At 42.4% G+C, this 13,964-nt stretch carries 14 protein-coding genes; 6 read left to right on the forward strand and 8 right to left on the reverse strand.

Translation table 11 applies throughout. The features are described 5' to 3' along the window. Positions 1-4: 4 nt before the first annotated feature. Genes KRP56_00375 through KRP56_00385 form a run of 3 tightly spaced genes read left to right on the forward strand, consistent with a single transcriptional unit; the run spans position 5 to position 2,174 of the window. Complete coding sequence (locus KRP56_00375) at positions 5-1,387, forward strand: V-type ATP synthase subunit B (GenBank protein UAL07758.1); 1,383 nt, start codon at positions 5-7, stop codon at positions 1,385-1,387. A gap of 5 nt (positions 1,388-1,392) precedes the next feature. Beyond that, positions 1,393-2,031, forward strand: a complete 639-nt coding sequence (locus tag KRP56_00380; protein UAL07759.1) for a V-type ATP synthase subunit D — start codon at positions 1,393-1,395, stop codon at positions 2,029-2,031. Beyond that, complete coding sequence (locus KRP56_00385; GenBank protein UAL07760.1) at positions 2,028-2,174, forward strand: hypothetical protein; 147 nt, start codon at positions 2,028-2,030, stop codon at positions 2,172-2,174. Before KRP56_00380 ends, KRP56_00385 begins: the two co-directional genes overlap by 4 nt. Positions 2,175-2,261: 87 nt before the next feature. Here the strand turns inward: KRP56_00385 and KRP56_00390 are convergent, their stop codons facing one another. Then, on the reverse strand, positions 2,262-3,698 hold the full coding sequence (locus KRP56_00390) for a DNA-directed DNA polymerase II small subunit (GenBank protein ID UAL07761.1): 1,437 nt from the start codon (positions 3,696-3,698) through the stop codon (positions 2,262-2,264). Positions 3,699-3,781: 83 nt separating this feature from the next. Here KRP56_00390 and KRP56_00395 point away from each other — a divergent pair, with 83 nt between their 5' ends. Further along, positions 3,782-4,168: a hypothetical protein gene (locus tag KRP56_00395; protein ID UAL07762.1), complete on the forward strand. Its 387-nt coding sequence runs from the start codon at positions 3,782-3,784 to the stop codon at positions 4,166-4,168. Further along, a complete protein-coding gene (locus tag KRP56_00400) occupies positions 4,165-4,923 on the forward strand; it encodes a sugar phosphate isomerase/epimerase (protein UAL07763.1) in 759 nt (252 codons plus the stop codon). The genes KRP56_00395 and KRP56_00400 overlap by 4 nt, the downstream gene beginning before the upstream one ends. Here KRP56_00400 and KRP56_00405 read toward each other — a convergent pair. The 6 genes from KRP56_00405 to KRP56_00430 form a co-directional block, all read right to left on the reverse strand. Further along, positions 4,920-5,942: a CPBP family intramembrane metalloprotease gene (locus KRP56_00405; GenBank protein ID UAL07764.1), complete on the reverse strand. Its 1,023-nt coding sequence runs from the start codon at positions 5,940-5,942 to the stop codon at positions 4,920-4,922. The two genes, KRP56_00400 and KRP56_00405, sit on opposite strands and share 4 nt — an antisense overlap. After that, complete coding sequence (locus KRP56_00410; GenBank protein UAL07765.1) at positions 5,939-6,553, reverse strand: hypothetical protein; 615 nt, start codon at positions 6,551-6,553, stop codon at positions 5,939-5,941. Before KRP56_00410 ends, KRP56_00405 begins: the two co-directional genes overlap by 4 nt. Then, complete coding sequence (locus tag KRP56_00415; GenBank protein UAL07766.1) at positions 6,550-7,491, reverse strand: transcriptional regulator; 942 nt, start codon at positions 7,489-7,491, stop codon at positions 6,550-6,552. Before KRP56_00415 ends, KRP56_00410 begins: the two co-directional genes overlap by 4 nt. A gap of 88 nt (positions 7,492-7,579) precedes the next feature. Beyond that, positions 7,580-8,065: an Hsp20/alpha crystallin family protein gene (locus tag KRP56_00420; protein ID UAL07767.1), complete on the reverse strand. Its 486-nt coding sequence runs from the start codon at positions 8,063-8,065 to the stop codon at positions 7,580-7,582. Between the two features lie 29 nt (positions 8,066-8,094). After that, positions 8,095-10,260, reverse strand: a complete 2,166-nt coding sequence (locus KRP56_00425) for a CDC48 family AAA ATPase (GenBank protein UAL07768.1) — start codon at positions 10,258-10,260, stop codon at positions 8,095-8,097. A gap of 5 nt (positions 10,261-10,265) precedes the next feature. Then, positions 10,266-10,892: a helix-turn-helix domain-containing protein gene (locus KRP56_00430; protein UAL07769.1), complete on the reverse strand. Its 627-nt coding sequence runs from the start codon at positions 10,890-10,892 to the stop codon at positions 10,266-10,268. Between the two features lie 142 nt (positions 10,893-11,034). Here KRP56_00430 and KRP56_00435 point away from each other — a divergent pair, with 142 nt between their 5' ends. Then, on the forward strand, positions 11,035-12,360 hold the full coding sequence (locus tag KRP56_00435; GenBank protein UAL07770.1) for a TrpB-like pyridoxal phosphate-dependent enzyme: 1,326 nt from the start codon (positions 11,035-11,037) through the stop codon (positions 12,358-12,360). A gap of 14 nt (positions 12,361-12,374) precedes the next feature. Here the strand turns inward: KRP56_00435 and KRP56_00440 are convergent, their stop codons facing one another. After that, positions 12,375-13,910 carry a winged helix-turn-helix domain-containing protein gene (locus tag KRP56_00440; protein UAL07771.1) on the reverse strand — a complete coding sequence of 512 codons (1,536 nt, stop codon included), beginning with the start codon at positions 13,908-13,910 and terminating at the stop codon, positions 12,375-12,377. Between the last annotated feature and the right edge of the window lie 54 nt (positions 13,911-13,964).

A 13,964-nucleotide genomic window follows, 5' to 3' on the forward strand; every position in this document is an offset into this window, starting at 1 on the left:
GTATATGGCAAACGCTAAAGTTTCCAAAGAGTACAAGACGATCTCTCAGATTGCAGGGCCCCTGGTCTTTGTTAAGAATACCGAGCCTGTTGGTTTCCAAGAGATGGTCAGTGTTAGGCTCTCTAATGGAACCATAAAAAGAGGACAGGTCCTCGATACGTCCAATGACATGGTCGTCGTTCAGATCTTCGAAGGTACTTCAGGTATCGACAGGGCGGCATCAGTCCGTTTCCTCGGAGACACTATGAAGATGCCCGTTTCAAAGGACATGCTTGGAAGGATCCTTTCAGGATCAGGACAGCCTCTGGATGGTGGAGCGAACATCATTCCTGAGAAAGAGCTCAACATTGAAGGATCGGCCATTAATCCTTGGGCAAGGGACAGTCCCGCTGATTTCATTCAGACCGGTATCTCTACGATAGACGGTATGAATACTCTGGTCAGAGGACAGAAGCTACCAATATTCTCGGCATCTGGTCTTCCTCACAATGACATTGCATTGCAGATTGCAAGACAGGCAAAGGTCCTTGGAGAGAATGATGAGTTCGCCGTCGTGTTCATTGCGATGGGAATAACAAACGAAGAGAAACAGATGTTCATGAAAGAATTCGAGAGGACCGGTGCACTGAAAAGCGCAGTGGTTTTCCTGAATCTTGCAGATGATCCCGCAGTCGAACGTATCGTTACGCCCCGTCTCGGTCTCACAACAGCAGAATACATGGCATTTGAACTCGGAATGCAGGTTCTCGTGATTATGACCGATGTCACAAATTACTGTGAGGCACTGCGTCAGGTCGGAGCAGCCCGTGAGGAAGTTCCAGGAAGACGTGGCTATCCCGGTTACATGTACACCGATCTTGCACAGCTATACGAGCGTGCAGGAAGGATCAAGGGCAAGAAAGGGTCCATTACACAGGTACCAATCCTGTCAATGCCCGGTGACGATATCACCCATCCCATCCCTGATCTGTCTGGTTATATCACCGAGGGTCAGATAGTTCTGTCAAGGGAATTGCACCGCAACGGAATCTATCCGCCAGTCAATGTATCTTCATCTTTGAGCCGTCTGATGAACTCCGGTATCGGAAAAGGTAAAACGCGTGATGATCACAAAGCAGTATCAGATCAGCTTTACGCATCATATGCGGAAGGTAAGGATCTCCGTGGACTCGTTGCGATCGTTGGAAAAGACTCCCTGTCTGCAAAAGACAGAAAGCTCTTGGACTTTGCGGACCTTTTCGAGGACCGTATTGTACGTCAGGGCCACGACGAGGATCGTTCCATTGAGAGCACCCTCAATATTGCCTGGGAGATACTCAGAGAGCTTGATGTTGATCAGCTGACAAGGGTCGATCGTAAGTACATCGACAAATATCTCAAGAAGTGAGTTAAATGGGCACGCATGACATCACACCGACCCGTTCCGTACTTCTGGACCTAAAAAGAAGGATCAAATTGTCCCAGAGTGGATATAAGATCATGAAGATGAAGAGAGACGGTCTCATCATCGAGTTCTTTGAAGTCATGGAAAAGGCCAGGAAGATGCGCGCAGGCGTCACTTCCGACTACGCCAATGCTATGAATAAAATAACCATAGCTCGCGCGGTGGAGGGAGAGATTGCCGTTAAGAGCGCAGCATACGCTCTTAAGGCAGACCCACAGGTCAGAGTGGGCAGCAAGAGCATCATGGGAATGATGGTGCCAAAGGTAGAGGCGACAGCGTCAATGCACACAAAGATAGTCGACAAAGGCTATGGTGTCATCTCTACCTCCCCCTATATCGAGGAGGCATCACAGGCTTTCGAGAAGCTTCTCGACACATTGGTCCGTGCGGCCGAGGTTGAGACCACGATGAGGAAGCTGCTTGACGAGATCGAGAAGACCAAGAGAAGGGTCAATGCTCTTGAGTTCAAGATAATACCTGATCTCAAAGAGTCTGAGAGATTCGTGAAGTTCCGTCTCGAGGAGATGGAAAGAGAGAATACAACTCGTCTCAAACACTTGAAGAGGAAAGGAGAGGCCGTAGAGTGAAGTCATTCGGAGAACGCTGGGATGATATCCGCAAGGATCCCGTCAAACTAAAGAGGCTGTTTACAGCTGTCTGGGTAACAGCGTATTCGATGCTCATACTGGGGTTTTTCCTTATCGTTTGGGTCTTACTCACTGCGAGATGAATTAAACTTTTTAAAATAATCTCTTTTTTTTAGCATATATGACAATTAATGTTTAAAATTCTTAAAATATGCTAATTCGAAGTATATTTATTTCATGAAATTTTTCATAACGGTTCTTCCAGTTCCAAGATGAACCATGGGCATTATTGCGGGATCTGGATTGAAATTATGCATTTTTTGATATTCTGTTTGGCTTTGCCAAGCTGACGCATTAATAAGTCTCACTCCCTTGTATTCTTTTGTTCCAGCGCCGTGAACATGTCCAGAAACAAATATATCTGGTACATTTTCCATAACAAGATAGTCCTTTTTTTCAGGTGCGAGTGCTGTTCTCTGGCCATACATGGGTGCAAGATGGCGCCTCACGGCCATATATTCCATTACTTTCAAAGGATCCTCATATGAGAGTTGTTGGACCCCTGCCACCCAATCATCTATGCCCTTTCCATGATACGACAGTATTGTCCTTCCTTCAATTTTTAGATTAACAGGATTACCCACCATCATTATGTTCGAATCAAAAGATTTTCTGAAAACATCTGGTAATGCGGGTTGAGGCTCAGTGATGCGAACTGCATCGTGATTTCCTGGATGTACGACCATTTTTATATGATCCGGAATCTCTTTGAGATATTCTGAAAGTGTTTCATATTGTTTGTAAATGTTGTTTATGGTAAGTTCCTCTTCCTGATCTGGGAAGATACCGATGCCATCCACAACATCCCCAGGAAAGATGATGTAATTCAGATTCAGATTCATGGAATTGGTTTTAAGCCATTGGATCATTTTTTTCCATTGTGGTTCTAAGAAGGTATAGCTTCCAACATGTATATCGGATAGGAATGCGACGGATGAATTGGAATCTGATGGTATCCAACTGTTATTCGCTGGAATATCTGGCCTGTATATCTCGTTTGCAATGAAAAGGTCCTTTCTTGATGTAGGTTTTCCTGCGATTCCAATGACCTCATCATTCACATAGGTCTCAGTTATAAGAGGCGTATCTTTCGAGATAAGCACATTGCAGGATCCGGTATCATCTTCCACTTTGATTATGAAGTGTCCGTTTTTCGTTTCTTTTTTTTCATAGATGATACCGATTATCTTTGTGTCTCTATCGACCCTCATCGCCTTTTCTATCGACATGGCAGAACCGAAGTCTCTCCGTCTTTCGATTATTTTTTTAAGTGCGAAATATCTGCTCTTAAAATAGTTAGCGAAATCATTGATCTTCCCTTCACAGGTAGATTCTCCCGTTACATCTGTTCCAGCTACTACGGAAATGTCCCATTGAAATTTGTTATTGGGTTTTATGGTTTTTGGAGATTCGAATATGACGGTATCTCCTGTTATTGCATTCATCACGTCTTGTTTTGTTAGGAACATGGAATTTTCAGATAGTTTTGACAGCACAGTATTCATGAATTCCATCGGATGGGAATTGGAGAGTATCATTTCCAGAGCATCAGGAGAAAGGAAGATACTCTTCCTCGCGGCTTCGGATAGCACTTCGTTTTTCATCATCGGTTGACCCCATTGCCCTCGTTGCCTAAATAATTTCTATCTGTTTCGGGAGCGTTAAAATATCAACAAAACTATGAGGACACATGGTAAGAGTTACGGTTTCGTGTCCCGTTTATCCAAGCGAAGATCCTAAAAAGGTCAGGGAGGCCATAGCTAGGATATTTCCCGGAATGGAATTGGAAGAGTCGAAATGGGGATTAAAGGGAGAAGGTTCCTTGGACAATTTTTCCAAACTAATAAGGAGGCAGGAGATATTGGACAGTACCAGAAACATGCTTTTCAAGGGAATGCACGGGAACAAGACCACCATTCGTTTGAATAAACAGGTTGCGACAGTTGGTAAAGTGTCCTTTGCAGAACCGCGTGCGATACTCGGTAGCATAGATATCGTAATTGAGGATGATGATCTAGAGGCCGTTATAGACAGGATCGCACCAGGTACTGTTGATGGTAGGGAAGTGTTCCATTGATAGGCATTTCCTGTACTGAGTTCTGTTCTAAGGATTTTGTAGGGACTTGGAAAGAGGTCAGTAATGACTTTTCTCATTGGGAGATATTTTCTGACGGAACGCATGCTGTTCAGAAGATATGCGGTGAATTTATGGCGAACGTGAATGAATTCGAGATGTCCTATTCTCTTCACTCTTCTATTGCAGATACAAACGTGGCAGCGATCAATGAACGTATGAGAGAAGCGACCTTTATGGAATTCTATTCTGAGATCGAGAATTGTCAAATAATGGGCATAGATCTTATCACGATACATCCTGGTCTATGCAATCTTACCTGCAGTGCTTTAAGAGAGCGTTCAATAGAATGTGCCAGATTGACAATGAAAAGTCTAGATCGTGTATCTCAGGAGTATGGTGTAAAGATAGCTATCGAAAATATGCCGAATCTTTCATTCATGTTGGGTCAGACGGCGACAGATCTTTTCCATATTGTTGAAGATACGGAACTGGGTATTTGTTTTGATATTGGGCATGCCAATACAATGGGGCAGATCCAAGAAATGGTAGAGTTGTTTGATCGTAGGATCATCAATGTACATATTCATGACAATATGGGAGATAAGGATTCACACCTTACTATAGGCGAGGGCAATATTGATTTTCAGAAGGTCGTCCATCTTTTAAGGAATTATGCTGGCAATTATATAATCGAGGCTAAGAGCATCGAGTCCGCAGTCAAGTCGAAGAAGGTCCTTGAAGGCCTACTAAGTTAATCTTTGATTTTTGGCAGCAATGTCAGACTATTCCATTCTGTTATGGCTTCATCTTTTTTCGGTATCCTTGTTGCTATATAAGCGCAAGCGAATAGTCCCAGCGCAATGAATGTGATCTCGCCTAGTACACTTATCGAAGGCACACCGACGTACATGAAACTTCCAAGATAATCTGTTAGGAAATGCATTATTATCGAGGCATATAGGCCGAACTGTACATACACGTATCCTAGAACTATTCCTCCGACACAGGTTATGATTGCCTTTGTCATCCCCCAACTGTAATAATGTGCCAGACCAAATATTATTCCAGAGAATAAAATCAAGATCAATGCGATCTTGTTCATTCCGAAACCTCCTAATAGGCATTTCATGGAATCTAATTTTTTTGTTCTGAATAATTGTATGGCCATTATCGGTATGCCGATCATCATAACGCGAGATATTATCTCCTCCCAGACGGAGGCATTGGCAAGCATGTAAAGCAGCTGTTCGTGAGTATATTCATCCATCCAGCTAGAGTCTATTTTTAGACCTAGATATATTGCAATGGCAAAATAAACAATCTGAACGAAAATATCGGCACAAAAAAGAATCCCTACCCAGTAGATGGCGGTCTTCGTCAACTGGGTGTCATCTTTTTCCTTGGATAATTTCTTGATCCCTTTCAAGAATGTTCTTAATGCGTAAAATGTGCAGACAGATATTGTGATCACAATTAGTATCCAATAGATTTCTGCTCCCAATCCATGTATTGTAATCAATCTAATGGATTTTGGAATTATTATCGAAATACTTACTCCGAAATCACCTATTATTGAAAGTATCGCAGGAGCTTTGATCAAAAGTACTGCTATTTCGCAAATAAGATATATCGCAGTTATAAAAGCGATCAGTAACATTATTTTTTCGAGGAAGTTTCTTTGTCCTTTTTTCTTCGGGAATCTATAACCGCATGCACCACAGAATTGAGAACCGCGATCATAATACCCTTGACATTTATCGCATTGCGATTTCATCTCAAATCCTCTATATGCCTTAATATTCCGTCGACTCTTTCTGCCTCTGCCACCACCAAGATCGAGCGCCTGTATTTAGGTATGTCAAGTATCTGTTCGGCGATGTATTTCTCACGTATTTCGGAGACCTTTCTGTATCCTTTTACGCCGTTTATGTAGGCATCCCAACTTTTTACAAAGGATTCCGGTGAGGACATGTTGAATTTCTTTCTCATACCTTTTTTGGCGACTTTATGTTCTTTAACGAATTCGGTGGTTTTTATTGTGTTAATATACACGTCCGTAAAACTGTCCTCATCCATGTCTAAGGGTATGACATTCTTTTCATCTTTTTTGCATAGATCAACTAGTTCACAGAATGCTGGACAGGGAAATTGGACTTCTCCAAAAACAGAAAGACGATCTGCATATACCAGATCCAGTTCGCTTACTTCATAATCATCAGAGAGTTCATCTCTTTTTGACAGTGCGATGATACTTTCTATGCTCAATGGTATTCCATATGCTTCATAATTTCCGTAGTTTTGTTTTACGGCCTCAGCTTCTGACGTGAGTCCTTGAATAATGGGCAAAATATCGATTTTGCAGTTATCAATGTTTAAGGAGATCATTTTTTCGTACTCCTGGATTTCACCATATCGGTCAGTTCGTCTTGGTCGTCGATCTTTCTGAGTTCTTCCTTAGAAACTATGGCCGTGGTATCGATATTGTCGGCAGACGATTTCTTTTCGACTATCATAAGTGAATGTCTGCCTGTTATTCTGGAGATCTCAGCAGCTACTAAGGCTCTTTGGATCAATTTTTCTTCTTCTGATCCAATACCAGTGAGCATAGTTATATCTGAATTTTTTGTAATCGCTTCGAACGGACTTTTTAGTACAGGCGTTATAGTGAATCCAATCTCTGCCATATGGTTCAGAGGTTGGGAGTTGATCTGTGTCTTAATGATGTATTCTTCTGTTTTTGTTTCACGTTTATACTCGAACGGATCCAACGGTTCGATTATTGGAACATTCAAAAATTCTTCAAGTCTTAGAGCAGCATCAATCATAGCTCCCATTCCTGCCTCATACATCTGTATTGTGCGTCTTGATACGCCCGCGGTCTCTGCAAGCGTACCTAGGCTAATGTTATTTGATTCTCTGAGATCTTTGAGAAGGCCACTGGATATTTTTACATATAGCCCGCCGGGGGCTGCAAAAATGAACGGCGGAACTTCTTCAAGAAGGTGTTCAGCCAAGGTTTCGTTGGATATTATGGGGATTTTGAATCTTGAATAAACAATTCCTCCTTCAAGTGGTCCTGAACTGGAATTTTCGCCTATGAGGAGTGGATTGGCCCCTAATGCATCTGCAAGGATCTTCATTTCGTCTGCGTTGTCTCTAGAAAATGCATCTACATTTGTAAGGACTTTGATAATTAGCAATGTTTTATCCTTTTTTCCTACTATGTCGAAACATATGCTACGTAGAGCAAGTGCTGAAGATACATCGAAACCTGCCTTGGCAAGAATGGCTCGGGTGGTATTGATGAGTTCCTCTCTGCTCATAGAATATACAGTGGTTGTTCTTCTATAAAAAGTATTTACTTAAAAATAAGGATTGGAGGTTGCCGGGATTTTATTCCCGGCATTGTGGTCATTCGATATCGATCTTCTTTTTCATGTCCTTTGTACCAGCAATCTCAAAGATCACTTCCAGGATCCCGTTGTTGTATGTGGCACGTGCGGTCTCGGACCGGATTTCACATGGCAGTGCGAGAACCTTGGTGAATGTTCTTCTTGCAGTTTGTGCTTGGACAGAAAGTGAATCCTCTGTGCATTCAAGCACAATGTCTTGTTTTTGAACACCAGGTATTTCGAGAGTGACCCTAACGATATCGTTCTCGACGGTAATATCACTGAAAGGTTCAATGGTATTGGCCTCAAGACTGTACTCTTCTTTCGCGTTACCAAATTCGTGGAAATGTGGTACTCCATCAGGTCCCTGATACATCGTGTAACCATAGGTCTTGAAATCAAGATCGTGGAAGTTATTCATCTCAGAGAATATGCTTTCAATCCTTTGGTTGAGGAGTTTGAAATCTTCTCCGAAGATGTCGTTCCAAATGTCGTCATTTTTCATATTTATCACCTGTCATCCTTTATTTTTGATTAATTTTTGTTCTTGTTACCGTATTCTCTCAGTTCTTTTGCTATCTTAGGCCCGAATTTCTGTACAGCGTTTTCTAGATCGATCATATCTACCTTTGTAGCATTGATCTCATCCTGAGTGGGGATCCTGCCATCTTTTACCAGGCGTCTGACCGCTGTCATGACTGCCTCGTTGCAGATCGCAGCGATGTCAGCTCCGGTACAGCCTTCGGTGGCATCTGCGAGTTTTGACAGATCTACATCTTTAGCCAGAGGTTTTCCGGCAGTATGTATCTTGAATATGGTCTGTCTTGATTCTTTGTCCGGTGGACCGATGTATATGCTCTTGTCAAATCTTCCAGGCCTTAGCAATGCTGGGTCTATGATATCAGGTCTGTTTGTCGCTGCAATGACGACCACATTGTTCATTGCTTCAAGCCCGTCCATTTCTGTAAGCATTTGTGATATCACTCTTTCTGTGACATTGTTATTATCGTCCCCACTTCTTGTAGGTGCGATCGAATCTATTTCGTCCATGAAGATCACGCATGGTGAAGCCTGTCTTGCTTTCCTGAAGGTTTCTCTGACTGCTTTTTCCGATTCTCCAACCCATTTGTTGAGGAATTCTGGACCTTTGACGGATATGAAGTTAGCTTCCGATTCTGTAGCAACCGCCTTTGCCAACATCGTCTTTCCTGTTCCGGGGGGTCCGTAAAGCAATATGCCCTTTGGAGGTTTGGCGTCCATATGTTCGAAGACCTTCGCGTATTTCAGTGGCCACTCAACAGCTTCCCTGAGTTCTTGTTTGGCGGATTCCAGCGCACCGATATCATCCCACTTGACGTTGGGTTTCTCTATCAAGACCTCTCTCATGGCTGAAGGTTGGAGGTCCTTTATCGCGGACATGAAATCGTCCTTCGTGACGCTTATCTGATTAAGGACATCTATTGGGATCTCCTCGGTCTCTAGATTGACGCTAGGAAGTACGCGCCTTAGTGCCGCCATCGCAGCTTCTTTGCACAGGGCGGACAGATCCGCACCCACATATCCGTGCGTTCTGTCGGCTAACCTTCCCAAATCCACATCGCTTGTCAGTGGCATTCCTTTTGTGTGTATCTGAAGGATCTCAAGGCGTCCGTTCCTGTCAGGTATTCCGATCTCGATCTCACGATCGAATCTTCCAGGTCTTCTCAATGCTTCGTCTAGAGAGTTAGGTCTGTTTGTTGCCCCTATTACGACAACCTTTCCTCTCGAGTTCAATCCGTCCATCAATGATAGTAGTTGAGCAACGATGCGTCTTTCTTCTTCACCGGTGACCTCGTCACGTTTCGGTGCGATCGAATCTATCTCATCGATGAAGATTATACTCGGTGCGTTTTCTTCTGCTTCCTTGAATATCTCTCTGAGTTTACCTTCGGATTCTCCGTAGAATTTACTCATGATCTCGGGTCCACCGATGGAAATGAAATTACTGCTGGTCTCTCCGGCAACAGCTTTTGCCAGCATCGTCTTTCCTGTTCCAGGTGGCCCATGCAATAAGACTCCTTTAGGAGCTTCAACGCCAAGCCTCTTGAAGAGCTCTGGGTGCTTAAGAGGCAGTTCTATCATTTCTCTGATTTTACCGACCTCATTACCAAGTCCGCCTAGATCATCATAGGATACCTTGGGGACCTCCATATTGGAAGCCTTCACAGGTTTCTCTGATACTTTCACTTCAGTGTTGGTATTCATGATGACGGCCTCTGCCGAGGGGGCGAAAGAGGTCACTATCAATTCGATCTTGTTGCCCATGACGTTAAGTGTCAAAACGTCACCTTTCGTGAAAACACGGCCTTCCATGACCTGTGCTAGATATTCTTCCCCACCCTGGAGTCTGAGTTCTTCAATCGGTGAGAAGGTTATCTTTTCAGCATTTTTTGCTACTATTTTCTTTACGTTCACTCTTTCATCAATGGATGTACCTGCATTGCGTCTTGTCGAACCGTCTATCCTTATGACCCCACGATTCGCATCTTCTGGTCCTCCCCTGAGTACCTTTGCTACTGTTTTTTTGTTGCCGTCTATCTGGATTATATCTCCGACCTTTATATCCAGTATATCCATTAGTTCGGGGTCTAGACGGCAGATTCCCTTTCCGGTTTCTCCGGGTTTTAGTTCTGCGACTTTAATCGCTTTGTTGTTTGTCATTGATATCACCTTGTTTCATCTAATATTTTCAATAGGTCGTTCATCATCTTGTCAACGAATGTCGCATTTACGCCCATCTCTTCAGATATTGACGACGTATCCATGTCTGGGTTGTTCAGTAATTCATAAAGCAGATTTCTGTGATCATAGTCTATAACACGGTCGTCTATGCCTTCAAGGAAGGTTTTGATGAGGTTGTTACGCTTTCCGATCATTTCCGATCTCAGTCTATTGATCTCTTCCAGTTGTTTGTCTATCTCAGATATTTTCTCCCTTGTTTCTTGGAATTCTTTTGTATTTTCTATTGCTTTTTCTATTTTCAATCCTATATCGGTTTGATTAAGTTCCACCATCCGTGTTTCAAACATCCCGTCACGCATGTCGATCACGATCGTAAATTCTCTGCTGGGGCGGTAGAATATCCGGTCGGGTCCGATGTTGCTACTTTCCTTGTAGCTTACCACCAATCCGTTACGTTCCATTATTTCGAGATTTTTAACTACGGCTTGTTGGCTTATTCCCAATTCCTTTGAAAGTTGTAAAGGGTAGTGGGGTTCACGCACTATGGCTTGTAGTATGCGCCTTCTTGTGGGGTTCTCCACTATTGACAAGACTTGATCGAGGTTATTCATGGTTTCACTTGTTCTTTAAGTTTACAACTAGTAGTTGTATAGTGATTTTTGAGTATAAATAGCTTTCTTTTTTGCATTATAATGTATATTATTAGTCATTGATGTATAAAAAGATAAATAGATAATTGTTGTTAAGTGATTTATGGCAATACCAAAAGATGCAAGAATAAATCTGTCGCCAGAGGACATCCCCAAGCGCTGGTATAATATGGCGGCAGATCTGCAAGGACTAAAACCTCCAATGAATCCAGGTACGGGAGAACCTGCGAAGCCTGAAGATTTCGAGCCGATATTCTGTAAAGAGATAATAAGGCAGGAAGGCTCGACCGAGAGGCACATCGCAATCCCAGAAGAGGTCAGGGACAATCTTATCTATCTTAATAGGCCGGCGCCACTTCAAAGGGCATACAGGCTTGAAAAGCATCTTAAGACCCCAGCAAAGATCTATTTTAAAAGAGAGGATATGAGCCCTCTAGGCAGCCATAAAGGTAACACGGCTATCGCACAAGCGTACTATAATGCAGAGGCCGGCATTCACACCTTGACAACAGAGACAGGCGCGGGGCAGTGGGGTACCGCTCTCGCAATGGTTTCCAATTTATTTGACATTAAGACCACTGTGTTCATGGTAAAGGGCAGTTACATCGCCAAGCCGCTAAGGAAAACTATAATCAATACGTATGGTGCCAAGATCTATGCTTCACCGAGTACACAAACAGAATTTGGAAGAAAAATTCTGAAGGAGCATCCAGAAACATCAGGGTCCCTCGGAATAGCAATTTCTGAAGCATGTGAGGTCGCAGCCAAAGATGAACATACTTGCTATTCATTGGGCAGTGTTCTCAATCACGTGATGCTCCATCAGACTGTCATAGGTCAAGAAACAATAGAACAGATGAAGATCGGAGAGATCGATCCAGATTATGTGATAGCTTGTGCGGGCGGAGGTTCTAATTTCGCAGGTATGACCTTCCCGATGCTCGGTGAGAAGATCAAAGGAAAAGATTTCAAAGACACGGAGTTCATAGCAGTAGAACCTAAAGCCGCGCCATCACTCACAGAGGGGGTGTTCAAATATGACTTCGGTGACACAGCAGGATTCACACCATTGTTGATGATGTACACTCTTGGAAGTGATTTCATTCCGTCATCCATCCACGCAGGTGGGCTGAGGTATCATGGGATGTCTCCGTTGGTATCAGCAGCATACGATCAAAAAATGATAAAGGCCGTGTCATATGATCAGGTCGATACATTTGAGGCAGGAGTGATGATGGCCAGGACGGAAGGGATAATACCTGCTCCAGAATCGTGTCATGCACTCAAAGCGGCCATCGATGTGGCTTTGGATTGCAAAAAGAAGAATGAGGAAAAGACAATTGTCTTTTGTTTATCAGGGCATGGTCTCTTGGATCTGTATGGCTACGAACAGTATTTGGAAGGTACACTGGCTTCTTCACAGCGCTAAACATTTTTTGGGAGTTACTTTCTTTCAGGTTCCATTACGAACCTGTAAGATTGCATTCCCTTTTCTTTTTTTATATTTATGATGCTGGCAGGCACATATTTAGTTCCAGTTTTTTGGAATATCATCTCTGAGATCTCTCCAATGTAGAATTGAAGGAGTGCATAGCAACCAATATTGGTAAAAAGTGTGCATTCAAGTGTCAGCGTGAGTGGGATGTAGGATTCCAAAGTTAATGTGCTGTACATTCCGTTTTCTTCCTCGCAGAGTTTCATGATCATTTTATCGGCATTTGTATCGTTGGACCGTTTTAGCATTATGTGTGCATAGGACCTTCCCATGCAATTTTGAATGTTACACGTATCGATCGATGCGGCATCCAGTACCATAATAAGATATTGGAAAACGTATCTGTAATACAATTCGGGAAACTCTGCGGCCTTTTCGAGCATATTTTTTACATGTTCAAGATTGATAGGCAAATCGTTTTTTTTGGACATGACCTTTAAGCCGCAATTGGTATAGGTATTGGAGCCTGGAGAATTTCTGTCGGTATGAACAATTTTTAAGTTTTCCAATTTGGTTAGATTGGAAAAAATTGTTGATTGGGACCCTCCAAGTTTCTCATTAAGTCCTTTTAGAGTATCTGGCTCAGCCTCCAATCTATCTATTATCTCGATCTGTGACAGATTATCTATCATTCTTGGATATCCGTCTCCATCCATAATTATGCAAAAATTGTCTTCACCACGATTCTTTTTGATTTTGATGAATTCATAGTCCGTATATGGATCTATACGGGTCCGTTTGTTTCTATTATCGGGTTCGATTTTAAAAAGTAAAGAATAGTGGTCATCCATCATTTTTGATTCTGTTATTACGTGTGATACACCAGTGCAATGTTCAATGGCAGAGCATACCAGTCCGATTGATGATCTGAATACGATACTGGGGTCGCTTGGTAGATTAAAATCGAATTGCATCTTTATCTTTATAGGGGAATTAGATTGTAGGGATATTTTGGGTCCGTTTGATATAATGAAATAATCTTTAAGATACTCGATAACTTGGTCGATCGTTTGATTTTTGAATTTATCTTTCATAGCATTTCCAATTAGTAACCCAGCTTTCTCCATAAGAGGGCCCAGATTTAGACCCATTGTCATAGCACCTGAATTGACAAAACCTACGAGATATTTGTAAAATAAGGGGTTGTTGGTTGGTGTATTTACGAGCATTTTTTCCATGACTTCTTGGAATTCAGGATGTGGTTCCATCGAAGCGATCATTTTGATGGAGATGTTGGTGTAATAGATCTTTCTCCGGTCATTTTCATCTTCATATGTTCCAATTAGTTTTTTTTCTTCAAGTTTATTTGTGTTAAACAGTACCGTTGACATTGGTAATTTTAGTTTTCTTGAGATCTCAGCCAGAGTAAGGTCACTTTTATCAATAATATCCATTATACTCATGCCTATTTCGTTATTAACACATTTCATTTCGTTTTTTGTGTAAAAGATTCCAAATGATCTGCCTTTGTCCTCGGTTGACATGCGGATAAACATACGCGATGCAAAACATTTAAATTCTTTCAATAAGGCGTTATT

Source organism: Candidatus Methanogranum gryphiswaldense (assembly GCA_019262145.1).
GTDB lineage: Archaea > Thermoplasmatota > Thermoplasmata > Methanomassiliicoccales > Methanomethylophilaceae > Methanogranum > Methanogranum gryphiswaldense.

Coding starts and splice junctions, on each gene's coding strand:
- KRP56_00420 (UAL07767.1), bottom strand. CDS start 8,065: ATGAAAAATGACGACATTTGGAACGACATCTTCGGAGAAGATTTCAAA.
- KRP56_00390 (UAL07761.1), bottom strand. CDS start 3,698: ATGATGAAAAACGAAGTGCTATCCGAAGCCGCGAGGAAGAGTATCTTC.
- KRP56_00395 (UAL07762.1), top strand. CDS start 3,782: ATGGTAAGAGTTACGGTTTCGTGTCCCGTTTATCCAAGCGAAGATCCT.
- KRP56_00440 (UAL07771.1), bottom strand. CDS start 13,910: ATGTCAACCGAGGACAAAGGCAGATCATTTGGAATCTTTTACACAAAA.
- KRP56_00405 (UAL07764.1), bottom strand. CDS start 5,942: ATGAAATCGCAATGCGATAAATGTCAAGGGTATTATGATCGCGGTTCT.
- KRP56_00380 (UAL07759.1), top strand. CDS start 1,393: ATGGGCACGCATGACATCACACCGACCCGTTCCGTACTTCTGGACCTA.
- KRP56_00435 (UAL07770.1), top strand. CDS start 11,035: ATGGCAATACCAAAAGATGCAAGAATAAATCTGTCGCCAGAGGACATC.
- KRP56_00425 (UAL07768.1), bottom strand. CDS start 10,260: ATGACAAACAACAAAGCGATTAAAGTCGCAGAACTAAAACCCGGAGAA.
- KRP56_00415 (UAL07766.1), bottom strand. CDS start 7,491: ATGAGCAGAGAGGAACTCATCAATACCACCCGAGCCATTCTTGCCAAG.
- KRP56_00375 (UAL07758.1), top strand. CDS start 5: ATGGCAAACGCTAAAGTTTCCAAAGAGTACAAGACGATCTCTCAGATT.
- KRP56_00410 (UAL07765.1), bottom strand. CDS start 6,553: ATGATCTCCTTAAACATTGATAACTGCAAAATCGATATTTTGCCCATT.
- KRP56_00430 (UAL07769.1), bottom strand. CDS start 10,892: ATGAATAACCTCGATCAAGTCTTGTCAATAGTGGAGAACCCCACAAGA.